At 59.5% G+C, this 14,135-nt stretch carries 15 protein-coding genes; 12 read left to right on the top strand and 3 right to left on the bottom strand.

The window, feature by feature from the left end; all coding sequences use genetic code 11:
• Positions 1–3: 3 nt before the first annotated feature.
• Positions 4–1,473 (bottom strand): Y-family DNA polymerase, encoded by a 1,470-nt coding sequence (locus DSC91_RS36585; protein WP_115783667.1) that lies wholly within the window; start codon positions 1,471–1,473, stop codon positions 4–6.
• The gene (gene imuA / locus DSC91_RS36590) at positions 1,394–2,110 is read right to left on the bottom strand and encodes a translesion DNA synthesis-associated protein ImuA (RefSeq protein ID WP_115783668.1); all 717 of its coding nucleotides are present in this window, start codon (positions 2,108–2,110) and stop codon (positions 1,394–1,396) included. Before imuA ends, DSC91_RS36585 begins: the two co-directional genes overlap by 80 nt.
• Before the next feature lie 287 nt (positions 2,111–2,397).
• Here imuA and mnmH point away from each other — a divergent pair, with 287 nt between their 5' ends.
• The 5 genes from mnmH to DSC91_RS36615 all read left to right on the top strand — a co-directional run bounded on the left by mnmH (position 2,398) and on the right by DSC91_RS36615 (position 7,017).
• Positions 2,398–3,426, top strand: coding sequence for a tRNA 2-selenouridine(34) synthase MnmH (gene mnmH, locus DSC91_RS36595; protein ID WP_115783669.1), 1,029 nt, complete (start codon positions 2,398–2,400; stop codon positions 3,424–3,426).
• A gap of 258 nt (positions 3,427–3,684) precedes the next feature.
• Positions 3,685–4,746 carry a hypothetical protein gene (locus tag DSC91_RS36600; RefSeq protein WP_175172071.1) on the top strand — a complete coding sequence of 354 codons (1,062 nt, stop codon included), beginning with the start codon at positions 3,685–3,687 and terminating at the stop codon, positions 4,744–4,746.
• Between the two features lie 315 nt (positions 4,747–5,061).
• Positions 5,062–5,325, top strand: a complete 264-nt coding sequence (locus DSC91_RS36605; protein WP_162831540.1) for a hypothetical protein — start codon at positions 5,062–5,064, stop codon at positions 5,323–5,325.
• Between the two features lie 14 nt (positions 5,326–5,339).
• Positions 5,340–6,059, top strand: a complete 720-nt coding sequence (locus DSC91_RS36610) for an autoinducer binding domain-containing protein (protein ID WP_115783671.1) — start codon at positions 5,340–5,342, stop codon at positions 6,057–6,059.
• Positions 6,037–7,017, top strand: coding sequence for a fatty acid desaturase (locus tag DSC91_RS36615; RefSeq protein ID WP_115783672.1), 981 nt, complete (start codon positions 6,037–6,039; stop codon positions 7,015–7,017). Before DSC91_RS36610 ends, DSC91_RS36615 begins: the two co-directional genes overlap by 23 nt.
• A 71-nt stretch (positions 7,018–7,088) precedes the next feature.
• Here the strand turns inward: DSC91_RS36615 and DSC91_RS36620 are convergent, their stop codons facing one another.
• Positions 7,089–7,376 carry an Arc family DNA-binding protein gene (locus DSC91_RS36620; protein WP_115783673.1) on the bottom strand — a complete coding sequence of 96 codons (288 nt, stop codon included), beginning with the start codon at positions 7,374–7,376 and terminating at the stop codon, positions 7,089–7,091.
• Between the two features lie 525 nt (positions 7,377–7,901).
• Here DSC91_RS36620 and DSC91_RS36625 point away from each other — a divergent pair.
• From DSC91_RS36625 to DSC91_RS36655, 7 genes are all read left to right on the top strand, one after another.
• The gene (locus DSC91_RS36625) at positions 7,902–8,561 is read left to right on the top strand and encodes a lytic transglycosylase domain-containing protein (protein ID WP_115783674.1); all 660 of its coding nucleotides are present in this window, start codon (positions 7,902–7,904) and stop codon (positions 8,559–8,561) included.
• Between the two features lie 50 nt (positions 8,562–8,611).
• The gene (locus tag DSC91_RS36630; protein ID WP_115783675.1) at positions 8,612–8,977 is read left to right on the top strand and encodes a hypothetical protein; all 366 of its coding nucleotides are present in this window, start codon (positions 8,612–8,614) and stop codon (positions 8,975–8,977) included.
• Between the two features lie 7 nt (positions 8,978–8,984).
• Positions 8,985–9,422, top strand: coding sequence for a VirB3 family type IV secretion system protein (locus tag DSC91_RS36635; protein ID WP_115783676.1), 438 nt, complete (start codon positions 8,985–8,987; stop codon positions 9,420–9,422).
• The gene (locus DSC91_RS36640) at positions 9,422–11,992 is read left to right on the top strand and encodes a VirB4 family type IV secretion system protein (RefSeq protein ID WP_115783677.1); all 2,571 of its coding nucleotides are present in this window, start codon (positions 9,422–9,424) and stop codon (positions 11,990–11,992) included. The genes DSC91_RS36635 and DSC91_RS36640 overlap by 1 nt, the downstream gene beginning before the upstream one ends.
• Before the next feature lie 25 nt (positions 11,993–12,017).
• Complete coding sequence (locus tag DSC91_RS36645; RefSeq protein ID WP_115783678.1) at positions 12,018–12,791, top strand: TrbJ/VirB5 family protein; 774 nt, start codon at positions 12,018–12,020, stop codon at positions 12,789–12,791.
• Entirely contained in the window at positions 12,781–13,026 is a 246-nt protein-coding gene (locus DSC91_RS36650; RefSeq protein WP_115783679.1) for a hypothetical protein, read from the top strand. Before DSC91_RS36645 ends, DSC91_RS36650 begins: the two co-directional genes overlap by 11 nt.
• Positions 13,027–13,095: 69 nt before the next feature.
• Positions 13,096–13,968: a TrbL/VirB6 family protein gene (locus DSC91_RS36655; protein ID WP_115783680.1), complete on the top strand. Its 873-nt coding sequence runs from the start codon at positions 13,096–13,098 to the stop codon at positions 13,966–13,968.
• Positions 13,969–14,135: the final 167 nt, after the last annotated feature.

Here is a 14,135-nt window from a genome sequence, read left to right on the forward strand (position 1 = left end):
CGATCACCCGAACAGGCCGTGCAGGAACCAGCGCGGCTCGCGTTCCTCGACGGCGCTTACGCGCTCCCGGAAGACCCAGTAGTGCAGCGCGTCGTCGGACTCCGCGACAAAATAGTCTCGCGTCACCGGGTGCCCATCCTGCCAGCCGACCTCGATCCGTTCGCCCGGCGAGACCATGCGCAGCGGCGTGCCGTAGAACGGGCGGTGGCCGCGCATGATGAGCTGTACCGGGTTGTCCAGAAGCCAGGTGGGTCGCGGAAGATCTGGCGGTGGCAACATGGGCCTGGCGGTCTCGCCGATGGGAAGCCAGCGTGCGGCGACTTCCGGGCGGTGGTCGGCAACCGGAGCCGCCTTGAGCACGTTCTGCGCGCCGAGCCGGGCGACGAGGAGTTCCATCAGGCGCGCGTGATCCTGCGGCGAGCCGCCGGGTTCCGGGAACAGCGATTCGCTCGGCGCGTCCGCTTCGCGGACGTCCTTTGCATCGAGGCGAACGGCGATGACCGGCGCGGCCAGTTCAACGCGGCCCAGCCGTTCTTTCAGAAGACGCACGAGGTGGTCCTCGCGCGACGTCGGTTCCGCAAGGGCAACTTCGATTGCCGTCGGCGGCACCGCCGCGCGGCCGCGCTCATGCTCGAGCTCAAGCACAAACCGCTCGATCGCAAGCTGTCGGGCCGACAGCCAGCCGGTCATCTGCAGGATCAGGCGCCGCGCCGCGAACAGCACGGCCTCTGCGTGCTCGATCCGGTCGGGCAGCTCGAGTCGCGCACTGAAGGCGGGAGGCATCTCGAGCCATTCATACACCTCCGGTGCCGCGCCCGTCGCGCGATCGAGCGCATCCAGCAGCGCCGTGCCGCAGCGTTTCTTGAGGCCTGCGCGAGGCAGGCGCCGGACGTCGTCCACCGTTTCGCATCCCAGGCCGTCGAACCATTCGGCGTAGTGGCGCGCCGGCGGCAGGGCAGGTAACGGCACGCGACGCAGTGCGCGGTCGACGGATCGCAACGTGAGGGCAATGCCACCCGAGGACCGGGCGAAGAGCCACGCGGCCTGCCCTGTTGGTGCAACAGCAAGCGTTGCCGTTACGCCGAACGCGATCACCGTTTCGCGCGCGAGTCGGCGCAGCGGGCGAATACCGCCGAAGAGCCGCAGGCTCGCCGAGACGTCGACCAGCACGACCGATTCCTCCGCCAGCACCACGTGCGGGGTGAACTGCAGCAGGGCGAAGGCCACGCCACGAACCAGCTCCGCTTCACGGGTGAGATCACGTTCCCGGATGACCGCGTCGGGGACGAGCGTCAACACGCCACCGCGGCGCATGCCGGGCACGATCCCGCCCGAGTGCGCCGCGCGGTCGAGCGCGACAACGCGGTCCTTCTCCAGCACGACAAACCCGCCCTCATTGCGTGGCATCGACCAGCGCGGGAGAAACGACTCGAGGGCGAGGTGCGGCAGATGTACGCCGATCCAGAGTTGCATATCGGCTCAACAGGGCAGGTGAAGGTACGAGAGGAACGAAAACGGGTTCGTCGCGCTGCGGTCCGCGGCGCTTGACGAAGGTCACTTCAATACCGCCCCTGGCGGCTCGCAGCGCAAGCCGCAGCGGCGCCGGCGACGTCGCCTGGGCGGCCGCGAGCGGGCGAAACAGGAACAGCAGGGTGTCCGAGGCCTGCGCGGCCAGATGCAGGCGCCGCAGCGCTTCCTGCCGGACTTCGGCCTGCCAGAAGAGCAGGGCGCCGCAGGTGCCGGCACGCAGGATCTGCTCGGCGGCCCACAGCGCGTCAGCAGTGCGCGGAGCATGCAGTGCGCAGGCCTGCGCTGAGGGAATGTCCAGCCACGCCAGACCGGCCGGTTGCAGCCGGTGCGGCGGCTGCAGCAGGAGCAGGGGGCGGGATCCGACGGTCGCCAGTGCGGGCTGCAGCAGACGCAGTTCACCGCAGCCAGGCTGCGGTGTGAGCAGTTCGGTGAGCGCGCCAGCGGGCCAGCCGCCGCCCGGCAATCCGGAGGCCAGCGCGGCGTGGCCGCACGACACCACCCGATCGAAGCCGGCGGCCAGTTGAGATGCTCGCCATAGCGCGGGGTGGATTTCTTCAGGGTGACGCGGGAGGGCGCTCATGGGGCAAGAACACTGTATGGATATACAGTATCTAGTGTAGCGCTTATCTCCAAAAAATGTAAAAGGGGGTGGTCCGGAGGCCGCGGCCGGTTACAGCTGGGGTTCCGTGCCAAGCGGGCGCGAGACCATCTTTTGCGACATGGGAGGGAACCCCAGCGGTGACAGACCTGCCGGGTGGTAGGGCTTGCCAGAGAGGTAAGGGGTTCGTACCATGCCTGCACTCGACCGGTTGTCTGGATGGCGTAGAGAAAATTCGTTGTACGCCAAAAATTACAAGGCAGGTGGGCATGTACCGATTCGAAGATTACGACCTCATCATCGACGCGCGCAGCGAACGCGAATACGCCGTGGATCACATCCCTGGGGCAATCAACCTCCCCGTGGTCAGCAATGACGAATACGCCGAGGTCGGCACCTTGCATCGGACCGACAAAATGCGGGCATATCTGATCGGCGTGTCCTATTCGCTGAAAAACATTTCGCGACACCTTGACACCGTAATTGCGGGCCGCCCACGTCATGGCAGGGTGCTTGTATATTGCTTTCGCGGCGGAAAGCGCAGTCGACTTTGGTTTGATGCTCTCGATACGATCGGCTATAAGGTGGACCGTCTACCTGGTGGCTGGAAGGGCTATCGACGTTGGGTCAACGAGCAACTGACAAAGCTACCGCGGGAGTTCTCGTATGTGGTCCTGTCAGGCTCGACTGGTTGTGGAAAGACTCGATTGCTCGATCAACTCGAAGCCGTCGGTGCGCAGGTCTTGAATCTGGAGGCGCTCGCGTCTCACCGGGGCTCGGTTATTGGTGCGATACCTGGTACCCCGCAGCCGACGCAGAAATACTTTGATAGCCTGCTGCAACAAAAGCTTAGTACTTTCTCGCCCAGCCGCCCGGTGTGGGTGGAAGCAGAGAGCAAGAAGATTGGCAACGTGCAGTTACCGGAAGCGCTGCTCGAAACGATGCATATGAAGGGCAAGCCTGTCTGCGTGAATGCGCCGATGGCCCAGCGAGTCATATTGTGGCGAGAGGACTATCACCATTTCGAGCAAGATCCGGACGCCTTCGTATCGAAACTCGCCTCTCTGCGGAGCCTTATCGGAGGCAAAGAGTTCGAGGTGTGGCAGGAAATGGCCAGAACACGGCAAATACCCGAGTTGTTCGAGCGGGTCATGGTCGCGCACTACGATCCCGCCTATGCACGTTCGACACGGCGCAGTTATCCCGCACTTGCAGACGCACCAGTCGTTGACTTGCAGGAACTGTCGCCAAACAGTCTCCGCGCCGTGGCGCTTGCGCTCATTCAGCGCTTTGGCTAAACGACTCTTATCTCAATCTCACTAAAACCGTGTCATTGCCAATCGCCCCCGCGATACGGGTGGAATAGGGCATATTTGCCATGTCGTCTATGCAAGAAGCATATGGACGCAGAGAAATTTCCGCCTTGTAGCCATGGGTACCTTTCTTCGTGTTTCCGTTTGTAACTGAATTGGTGGAGGGGAAGGGAGGGCGGGTATGGTCATATCTTATGAATTGATCTAATCGGGACAGATTGACTGATTGGGATTGCTTCAAATATGACCACGACGATCGAAGACCGCATGATCTTGCTCCTGAATGAGCAGGCCCGCCTCGCGCCAAGTGAAGACGAAAGGCCAATGGGCGCACTTCGCAGGGCGTTCGGTACTCTGCTCCCGAGGCCCGAGCCTGGCCGGGGTTACTTGGAGCGGCTGACGGAATACACCCGTATTTCCATTCAGCGCTGGCGTAAGGTGTTTCATCGTCGACAACGACCCACGCCAGACATGATCGAGGCGCTGGCACGTCTTTTCCCGCACTATGCTTTCTGGCTTGTCACGGGCATTACAGACGCGGCCAATGGCCATGTTGCACCGGATAACGCGCAAACATTTCCGGAGCGCCTGTATGCGCAGTCAGATGGCGCATCCCTGTATTTCCGCAGATCACTGGTTCTATTTCGTCGCCTGTTCGAGGAGTCGAGCGTCAATCTGCAAGATGACCATCAGCGCATGTATGCAGCGGAACGCACCAGGCCGCTCGCTCACTGGCACGACAGCCCGCTTGTCGATGCGGCTTACCGGATTTCTCAATCAAGGGAGTACTGCGAGCTGCATGAGATCTGGGAGTCCCGCGAGAAGTACCGGGCTGATAACTTGAAACGCATCTGGCCAACATCCCCTGACGATCGGCCGTGGGTGCAGCGTGCGAAGGAAGCAAAGGAGCAGGGGCTTTCGTTTCCTATACTGGGCGTCGATCCCCGCACATCGCACCAAGACCACTGCGATCTTTACTACGTCCCGCGAGTGCCCTGCCCAACGCGCTTCGCATTGAGCGTTCTAAACACATCGCCGGCGGATCTGAGAGACGAGGAGTTGAAGCGTCTGCGAACATGGCTGGAGCAGTTGCAGGACGACGACCTGTTCGTGTTCTTTCAGTATCTCGAGCATCACGGCATCGACCGCGAGTTAATTTTCCCGTTGGAGCCCGGAACCATACGATTCGCATGGCTCGGGATGGCCGACTCCGAGATCGAACAGTTCGTTAATTACGTGCAAAGCCAGCGTTCGAGTCGACCGCGCGATAAGTATCCAGCGCGGATGAGCAGAAAGCTGGCGTAGCACTCGTGTGCATGAGGTGGCCCGGCGATTCGCCGGAGTGAAGATGATTTGTTGGATTGGAAACTATGAGCGACTGTATCAGCATTGTGTGCCCTTCTTGTGGGGCCGATCACGGTGATGATGGATGGGAAGTCTTGCAGGAAAACGAAGTCCATCAAATGAAGTGCGAAGTCTGCCGCGCGGAATTTTTCGTATCGATCTTCGAGTGCGAAAGATGCGTGGCAGACAATGTGATTTCGTCTCAATCTGAGCATGAAGTCAAGAATCGGACGTGTCGTGCTTGCGGACATCGCCCCGAGATCGAAGGCCAGGATTATGAAGAACCTTGTCTATGAACGAGCCGTTAGTGCCGATGTCGAGCAGGTGGGCATTCGTCTCTATCAGGTGCCAGGCGGTTTCATTGCGGAAAGGTATCTGATTCAGGGTGACGAACTTATGCTGGTTCAGATTATGCCGATTTCATCAAAAGGCGAGTTTGAAAAGTTCGCGCTTTCGGACCCACATCATTCGGTTATGCGGGCAATTTATACGGAAGTGCGAAACATTGTCTGGGCGGATGGGGTTGGTGAAGTAATCTAGATGGATCGACCGTAATGGAACTGAGCTTTGATGCCGTTATAAATGCAGCGGATGAATTGGAGTTGATACCGCTTGTTAGCGACGCAATTCGATCGAAGGGAGCGGAATGGTTTGTGTTCGTTTCGTTGCATCCGACCGATCATTCAGCCAGTCGCTCCACCCATCGATTCTTGATCGGTTGTCGCCCTGAATGGTGCCAACTGTACAACGCGAACCGATGGTATCTGACGGACCCTTGTCTCGATTACGCACGATCGAACACTGCGCCAGTGTTGGGCTCGGAGTTGCCAGTCCGGACTGCTGGGCAAAAGCGGATGCTTGAGGTTGCCGCGGAACACGGGTTTCTCAGCACGTTCCTCATTCCTGCGCACGCTAGCGAGAAAGGCCGGATTGGAGCTCTCTACCTTGGCTCGAGCGTGAAGCCCGAGGAAGGTGAGCCGAAACTCAGAGAGGGAAGGGCATTTTTCCGGGCCCTGGCGTTGGAGCTCCTCGATTGGTCATCGCGGGGAGTGCGAGAAGATGCGATCAGAAAGTGTGGCCTTTCACAACAGGACGTGCAGTTGATTGGATTCGTAAGATCTGGCTTCAATGCAGGTGCGATCGCCGATGAGCTGAAAGTGTCTTCGACGACTGTCTACAGGCAGTTCCAACGGATCAACGAAAAGATTGGCGTTTCGCACATTACCGCGGCGGTGCGGTTTGCGGAAGAAAATGACATCTTTGCGCAGCAATAAGGGCGGGTTCTGGCTGTCGACGCTATTACCAGCGACCGCGACGGCATTCTTCATTTACCGGCATCCCTGGCTGTTTTTGCTGTTCTTGGTTGTGGTGGTTCCTGCCGCTGACGCGGTTATCGGGCAGGACGTGGAGGTCACAAACCAGAGGGCGAGCCGAGCGCCGAGCGGTCCTGTAGTCCCACTCACTTACATTTGCGTGTGGGGCGCTGCGGTGCTTGTTGCCCTCGAAAGAGCGATGACCGCGAGGCCGCTGGAGTTTGCCGGGCTCGTTATTGCCTCAGGGGTGCTGAGTGCTTTCGCGATGGCGCACATTCACGAGGTAATGCACCGGGGCGGGCGTGTATCCAGGCTGATCTCCGACGTAGCGCTAGCAGTCGCTGGATACCCTCACTACCGGGTCGTACATCAACTCCACCACGGGCATGTCGGCGATCCGCGATTTGGCTCAACGGCCCATGTTGGCCTGTCGGTTTGGTGTCACGTCGGCCGCTCCTTCTTCTCGGCGCTGAGATCCGCTATTGCTTACGAGCTAAGCCAGGCCCGCAGGTGGAGGGGAAGCCGGCTCCTGCAGATCGTCCCGGTCAGCGTAGCCGTCGTGGGCCTTTTCGCGTGGTTTGGTGGGTGGCGTGGGGCGGTCTTCTACGCGGGGCAGGGCATAGTCTCTGTCTTCGTCGTAGAGGCGGTTGGCTACCTGCAGCACTATGGCCTGTGTGGTAGTCCTGACGACCTGGGCAATCAGATTGCGTGGGACGTTAATTTCTGGTTGTCCAATCGCCTATTCGTAAATAACGGGCTTCACACCCACCATCATCTTGAGCAAACGCAGGCCTATGATCGCCTGGTTCACGCCGGGAGAGCGCTTCCTGGCGGCTATCTGCACATGTTTGGCCTGGCGTTAATTCCACCGCTCTGGTTCTCGGCCATGAACCATAGGCTATCAAAGACAAGCCACTAGCATAAAACACTGGCGGCCGCAAGGCTAAGTGGGTCTCTTGAATTCGTCACATCATCTGTTGGAAAGTGTCACTACGGTGTTGTCTTGGTAGTGCGCTTGCGTGCGACAAGAGCGAGCATGCGTTCGGCGAACATTGTTATCTCGTCTGGGGTCATGAGCTCGGCGAGAGACATCGTAGTGACGGTTTCGCGTAATTCGTCGAGATCGGTATCGCCGCGGACACTGAGCTGGGGATAGGTCGACTCCAAACGCGCGACCAGCTCAGCGTTGAGTGAGCGCTGATTCTTCGTGGCGGATTCGTTCAACTGGTGGTAGAGGGACCACGGTAGCCGGAATTGTGAGCGGTAGCTGTCTTTCATAGTGACATTTGACACTACGTTGGCGCTGGAATATAGTGACAATGTGTCACTACCACGTAGTGACTATAAAGCACCAGAGGAGAGAGAATGGGTGACATCGTTCGCTCGCAGTGTCGACTCCCCCGAGAGCTGAATGAGTGGCTCATCGATCGGGCAAAGCAGGAGGCACGGTCAAAAAATGCGCAGCTGATTGTCGAGCTTCGTACTCGTCGGGCCGAACTGGGAGATGGGGTGGTCTGCAAGGAGTGCGCGTCGGATGCGCCCTCCGCGTCGCCAACGTCGCGACAGGAGCAGGTATCAGAAAGAGATTAAATTGGTTCGCATCGCGCGGCCGGATTTTGGCGAGGTAACGCCAGACAGGGAAGGGCCGGCGTGGAGGTACGGGTAGTAGAAGCGGTCAGCGTCGATGTTGCGAGCAGTGGCGTCGACCTGACCAGTTGTTGGAACCTGAGAGGTCGACAATGGCTAAAGCCATTATATCGTTCGGGCACAGCCGGCGACATAACGTGAGCGAGGGGGGAAGTCATGCTTGATTTCATCTCGTTAGCCCAGCAATGCGCGCCGAACGTCCACCCCACGACGCTTCAGGCGGTCGTGAGGACTGAGTCCGGCTTCAATCCGTACGCGATCGGCGTCGTTGGTGGCCACCTTGTTCGCCAGCCGCGTGACCGTGCTGAAGCGGTGGCGACGGCAAAAGTGCTCAATTCACAAGGCATCAATTTCAGCATGGGGCTTGGACAGGTCAACAAGGCCAATCTTGCCCGCTACGGATTGACCTACGAAACGGCCTTCGATCCGTGTGCGAACCTGCGCGCGGGCAGCGCGATACTGCGCGAATGTTATGAGCGGGCGACTGCGGCAATGGGGCAGGGTGCGCCGGCATTGCGTGCGGCGATCAGCTGCTACTACAGTGGCAATTTCACGCGCGGCGAGTCAGCCGACGCCGGCGGCACCAGTTATGTCCAGCGAGTTGTTGCCAACGCCCAGATGGCGGCAGGTTCAACCAACGTCGTTCCTGCGATTCCTGTAGTGATGGACAGTCAGTCCGACAGACCAGCACGCGCAGCAGCGCCCGATGTCAAAACATCTTCCGCGCGCCACAGTGGCCCAAAACAACGGCAGGACGCACCGCACCCGTCATGGGATGCATTCGGCGATTCCGCTTGTGACAACGACTGCAATTGACTTGAGCCGCGACGACGCGGCCTGATCTCAACCACGTGAAAGGAGAAGACATGAATCGCAATACGAAGCTCGCGGCCATGAAATTAGTACTACTGAAAAATTACTCATATCGCATATCAATGCGGCGAATCGCAACCCATATGCGCCAGACGATCGCTCTCGGCATTGCAATCGGTCCGGAACTTGCATTCGCGGGTGGTGGGCTCGATTCGGCGACGCAGGGCGCGAACACCTTCAAGATCTGGCTCTATTCGTTCCTTGGCGTCGTCGCGGCCTGCGTGCTGATGTGGAAAGGGGCGGAGTGCTGGGCCGATCGCGCGCACTGGAGCGAGTTTGTGACGATGTGCGGCAAGGTGGCGGCGGTGGGCTCGGTGGTCGGCGTGCTCGCACCGTATCTGTGGAACATGTTCAGCTGAGCACGCCATGTCGGACGAAAAAACCCGCTACCCCGGATTCAACGGCCTTGGCCGCACGGCTGCCATCTGGGGCGTCCCCTATATGGCGATGCTGGTTGTCGTCGTCGCGTCGATGTTTGTCGGCGTGCTGATTTCCTTCTTCGTGGGACCAGGCGGTCTGCTATTCGTTTTCCTGGGCTTTCCGGTGCTGCTGTATTTCAAGCACATCTGCGAAACCGACGACCAAGGCCTGCGGATCATGTGGCTGGAATTGCGTTGCCGCTTCTACTTCTGGCAGCTGCGGGTCCGCGCGCGGCTAAATGCCGGGCGAGCCGCCCCGCGCTTCGGCAATACCGCTACGCTCGCGCCGTTGCGATACGGACGGCAGCGCCGCGTCTATCGCGATTTTTTTAAACCGTTGTCCAAGGGTGAGCGCCGGCTGCGTGAGCTCGATCCGGAGGCCTGATGCAAAGCAGACCCGCCGTCACCAGCGAAATCCTCGGCGCGATCGGCGCCGTGGAAGACTGGATTCCGAAGTACTGGCATCCGGTCGCGAAACACGTACAGCACCTTGAGGGCAACCGGTTCATGGTGACGCTGGCCATGCGCGGCGTGCCGTTCGAGGTGCACGAGAACGTCGCGATGGAGCGTATGTTCGATCGCGATACGGAAGCGTACAGCAAGCTTGGTCGCGACCTGGGTGGCCGCCTTGGCTATCACGCAACGTTCGTGCGACAGCGCGTGAGTTTTGATCGTGTGTACCGGTTCAAACAACGCTTCCTGCAGTGGTTCGTACGCGAGTACATCGGGCGACGTTTCGGAGACGAAAAGTTCTTCGAGAACCGCTACTACCTGTCGCTGATCCTGAAATACGAGGACTTCGATGACGGGCTCAAGGAAATCTGCTCCCTTGCGAAACAGGCGCTGCTGCAGTTCGCCGAGTATGAAGCCGAGTTGCTTGAAGTGTACGAGCGCAGGCACATGAACGGCACGAAGTTGCTGTTCTCACCCTTGTATGGACTCGTCAGCTATCTCATCAATGGGAAGACCGGCGATCTGCCGGTCGCAGCGGAACCCGGCACCGATGTCATCCCGTCGAGCCATCTGCACTTTGGGTACAACACGCTCGAGATCGGGGCGAGCAACGTGCCGGCGTACCGACGCGTTGCAACCTGCCTCGACCTTCGCAGTTGCCCGGAGAAGCCGGGCTGGGGTCAGCTCGACCCGTTGATCACGTTGAACATCGAATTCACGATTACGCATACGTTCAACTGTATGACGGGCTTCGAGTCAAACCGGACCATCGATTCGGCAATCAACAAGCTGGAGTCGGCCGGTGACAAGGCGAAGCATCAGGTCAAGGAATTGCGCGACGCACAGGGTTACGTGAACACGGGTGAACTGTCGTTCGGCGAGTATCACGGCGCGGCGGTTATCTACGGCGAAACAGCGAAAGAGGCGCTGGAGAACGCCGACAGGTTTGCGTCCCGTTCGCGCAACGAGTGTGGAGTTGAATGGTCGCCCGCGACGGGGTCTGCTCCGTTCACGTACTTCTCACAAGTCCCGGGCGCGCGAGTCAAACCGCGACCGAAAGTGCAGTCCTCGCGCAATTTTGCGGCGATGTACACGTGCCATGACTACTCGTCAGGCAAGGCGGAGGGCAACCCGATCGGTGACGGGTCGGCCGTCATCCCGTTTCGCTCGGACTCGGGTGTGTACAACTACAGTTCGCACGCGAGCCGGCTGGGGGACATCAACGTTTCGGAGAAGGTGGCCGGGCATTTTGAAGCGAAAGGCACGACGGGCAGCGGCAAGTCTACGGTCATCGTAGCGGCGACTGGCATGCTGTCCCGCTTCGATCCGATGCTGTACGTGCTGGACAAGGGCCGTGGCTGGGAAGTGTTCATCCGGGCGATGGGCGGCGCCTATGTCTATCTGGAGAAAGGCAAACCGACCGGATGGGCGCCGTTCGAGCTCGCCGACACACCAGACAATCGCGAATTCCTGTACGGACTCGTCGAACTGTGCGGCCGGAAGAACGGTGTCGACCATCAGGGTAAGCCAATCAAGATTGACCTGACGGCCGCCGAGAAGATTCACTGCCGCAACGCTGTCGATGCGGTAATGGGCGTCGATGACGTTCGGCTGCGCCGTTTCAGCCTGCTACTGGACAGCATTCCGGACGAAGGCGACGACGGCCTGCGCGCACGTCTGTCGATCTGGTGCAAGTCGGAAAACGGCCGGTTCTGGTGGGTGTTCGATAACCCGCCCAATCTCTACCTGAACATGAGCGAGCAACGCTGGATCGGTTTCGATGTTGAGGCATTTCTTGTCGATAACTACGAGCCGTCGGAGCCCGCATTTGCATATCTGTTCCATCTCAAGAAACTGATGCGTCGGGAAGGCACCCTGATGCTGACGGTGATCGAAGAGTACTGGCTGCCGCTGCGCTTTCGCACGATCCGCGAGCAGATCGAGGAAACGCTGGCCAGCGGGCGTAAAGAAGGGGAATTCATGGGACTGATCACGCAACAGCCGGAACAGGCGCAGCGTGCGGCAGACCTGTTTCCCGCGCTGCGCAGTCTGATCGCCACGAAGATCTGGCTGGCCGATCCGGCGGCCGAAGAAGAGGCCTATCTGCGTGACGGCATGACCCGCAAGGAGTTCAAGGAATTCAAAAAACTCACGCCACAGTCGCGCCGATTCCTGATCAAGCAGGGCAACCAGTCGGCGTTCGCCAGTTTCGACCTGAACGGGCTTGAGGACGCGATTGCGGTGTTCTCTGGCGATCGCGAGAACGCACTGATCTGCGACGGGGTCCGCGCCGAGTGTGGCGACGATCCGGATGTCTGGCTGCCCGTCTATCTGGAGCGCGTGTTCGAACGCAAGCTGCGCACGCGGCTCGCGGCGAAGCACGGCGCCGATGAGCGTTTGTGGTCCGCCGAGCTGCAGCGCAGCCTCGAGCGCAAGCGTGCCGAGCTTGCGCAGATTTATCCACCGGTTAATCAGCCGGTTGACGACGAAGTTTTTGCCTGATGTGCTGCAACCCAAGGAGGGAACGATGAACAGCACCGATGTCTATCCGGCCGCGCGCCGGCCGGTTGACCCAGCGATCCGGAACCTTCGCGAGGCGCTGCTGGCACGATCAACGCGCGCCGGCATGAGCGCCTTTGCCTATCTGCCGGGAATTACGCTTTGGCCTCGTCGCGCGCTGGTCACGATGCTGTGCGCGTGTGCGTTTTCGCAGGCCCACGCGCAGGGCGTGCCGACCATCTCACCTGCGGAGCTCGCCCAACAGATGGTGCAGGTCGAGCAGCTGATGCAGCAGGTCAAGAATCAGGAGGCCCAGTATCAGGCGCTGACTGGCAACAGTAGTTTCGGCAACATCATGAACGATGCATCGCTGCGCAACTACCTTCCGGAACAGTGGCAAAACATTTACGACCAGGCGAAGAACGGCGGTCTCTCGGGTATCAGTTCGTCGATGCGTTCGATCGAGCAGCAGGAAAGCATGACCGGCGCGAGCACGCCCGGTCAGCAGCGCTATTACGACACGCTCGCGGCCAACAAGGCGATGAACGAGCATGCGTATAGCGCGATCATGGCGCGCTTTAACAATATCCAGTCGCTCATGCAGCAGTCGAACATGACGCAGGATCCCGCACAGAAGGCGGATCTGCAGAACCGCATGGCGGCCGAAGAGACGATGGTCACGAACGATCAGACGCGCTTGCAGCTCACCGCGCAGTTGCAGAAAACAGAGCTGCAGCTTGCCGAACAGCAGCGCGACCGTGAATTCGACAACGCATTCCTGGGGAAAACCAATGGTCAATAAGACACTTCTCGGCTCGATCATCGCTTTGCTGGTCGCGATCGCTGGCTATCTCGGATACCTCGCGTGGGATCGTCACCAGCACAACGTGCAGGAAGAGCAACAGCAGCAGCAGGATCTGAAGTTCGATGCGGCGTTTCTCGGCACGACGCCCGAGAAGCTTGCCGCCGAGCGCAAGGCGAAGGGTATCAACGCTGCAAGCGACGATGCCGAAGCCCGCGCGGCCGGGCTGAAGTAATCCGGCTCGTCCATCAATCACTGACCGAAGCAGGAGATATCCGTGGCAGACGTCCAGCTTTTCACCTCAATGACCAATTCGTTCGACAAGAACGTTTTGAACACGATCTCGACCGGTTCGAGCAACATCATTGCGCTGATCTCGCCATTGATGGCCACCTGCTTCAGCATCTATGTCCTGTTGATTCTCTGGACATACTGGCAGGGGCGCAACGACGAGCCGATCAACGATTTCCTGACGCGCATGGCAACGTGGGCGCTCATCCTGACCTGCGGGATGAACATCCAGTTCTACAGTGAGTACGTCGTTCCATTCTTCAATGGTTTTGGCGAACAGATGGCCGGCGCGTTGACCAACGGTAGCAACCCGGTGTCCGGCCTCGACAACCTGCTCAATGCATACATCAACGCAGCGCAGGCGATCTATGCACAGGCGTCCGGCCTGAAGGTTATTGCGGCCATCTGGACGATCGCGCTGATGATCATTTTCGGTGGCCCGTTCATGGCGATAGCCATTGCGTACATCATTCTGGCGAAGTTTGCGCTTGGGCTTCTGCTCGCACTCGGTCCGTTGTTCATCTCAGCGGCGCTCTTCCCGCCGTCGCGACAGTTCTTCTGGAACTGGGTCGGTCAATGCATGAACTACACCCTGCTGGTCGCGCTCTTCGCCGCTGCATGTGCACTCGAAGTCAATTTCGCGATGGGCGTGGTACCGCTGAACGGATCCCCCTCTATCGCACAGGTCATTGACCTGGACATCATGGGGCTGGCCTTCTGGGTTATATCGCTTAACCTGCCGGGTTTGGCTTCGTCTCTCGCGGGCGGTGTCGGTATCTCGACGATGGTGGGCAAGCTGGGTAGCGTCGCGAGATTTGCTGGCTCGCTTGGAAAAATGGGCGGCGGCGGATCGTCGAAGACCGGCGGTAGCTTGAGTGAGGCGTAAAAAATGATCAGGTTATTCAAGACAATCGCACGTTGGTGGCTTATCGCGGCGGTGGTGGCAACGATCGGCGCGATAGTATCGATCAAGCTGTTTTACTAGATGCCACGCAATACGCCTGTCTTGCTCAATCCAAAGGAGAAACGGAGACCATGAAATTTCCTGTCGCT

The organism is Paraburkholderia caffeinilytica (genome assembly GCF_003368325.1).
GTDB classification, from domain to species: domain Bacteria; phylum Pseudomonadota; class Gammaproteobacteria; order Burkholderiales; family Burkholderiaceae; genus Paraburkholderia; species Paraburkholderia caffeinilytica.

Bases quoted from the DNA above. Each gene is read 5' to 3' on its own strand.
- DSC91_RS36630 (WP_115783675.1), top strand. From the start codon at position 8,612: ATGAATCGCAATACGAAGCTCGCGGCCATGAAATTAGTACTACTGAAA.
- DSC91_RS36610 (WP_115783671.1), top strand. From the start codon at position 5,340: ATGGAACTGAGCTTTGATGCCGTTATAAATGCAGCGGATGAATTGGAG.
- DSC91_RS36655 (WP_115783680.1), top strand. From the start codon at position 13,096: ATGACCAATTCGTTCGACAAGAACGTTTTGAACACGATCTCGACCGGT.
- DSC91_RS36650 (WP_115783679.1), top strand. From the start codon at position 12,781: ATGGTCAATAAGACACTTCTCGGCTCGATCATCGCTTTGCTGGTCGCG.
- mnmH (WP_115783669.1), top strand. From the start codon at position 2,398: ATGTACCGATTCGAAGATTACGACCTCATCATCGACGCGCGCAGCGAA.
- DSC91_RS36605 (WP_162831540.1), top strand. From the start codon at position 5,062: ATGAAGAACCTTGTCTATGAACGAGCCGTTAGTGCCGATGTCGAGCAG.
- DSC91_RS36625 (WP_115783674.1), top strand. From the start codon at position 7,902: ATGCTTGATTTCATCTCGTTAGCCCAGCAATGCGCGCCGAACGTCCAC.
- DSC91_RS36635 (WP_115783676.1), top strand. From the start codon at position 8,985: ATGTCGGACGAAAAAACCCGCTACCCCGGATTCAACGGCCTTGGCCGC.
- DSC91_RS36645 (WP_115783678.1), top strand. From the start codon at position 12,018: ATGAACAGCACCGATGTCTATCCGGCCGCGCGCCGGCCGGTTGACCCA.
- imuA (WP_115783668.1), bottom strand. From the start codon at position 2,110: ATGAGCGCCCTCCCGCGTCACCCTGAAGAAATCCACCCCGCGCTATGG.
- DSC91_RS36640 (WP_115783677.1), top strand. From the start codon at position 9,422: ATGCAAAGCAGACCCGCCGTCACCAGCGAAATCCTCGGCGCGATCGGC.
- DSC91_RS36615 (WP_115783672.1), top strand. From the start codon at position 6,037: ATGACATCTTTGCGCAGCAATAAGGGCGGGTTCTGGCTGTCGACGCTA.
- DSC91_RS36620 (WP_115783673.1), bottom strand. From the start codon at position 7,376: ATGAAAGACAGCTACCGCTCACAATTCCGGCTACCGTGGTCCCTCTAC.
- DSC91_RS36600 (WP_175172071.1), top strand. From the start codon at position 3,685: ATGACCACGACGATCGAAGACCGCATGATCTTGCTCCTGAATGAGCAG.
- DSC91_RS36585 (WP_115783667.1), bottom strand. From the start codon at position 1,473: ATGCAACTCTGGATCGGCGTACATCTGCCGCACCTCGCCCTCGAGTCG.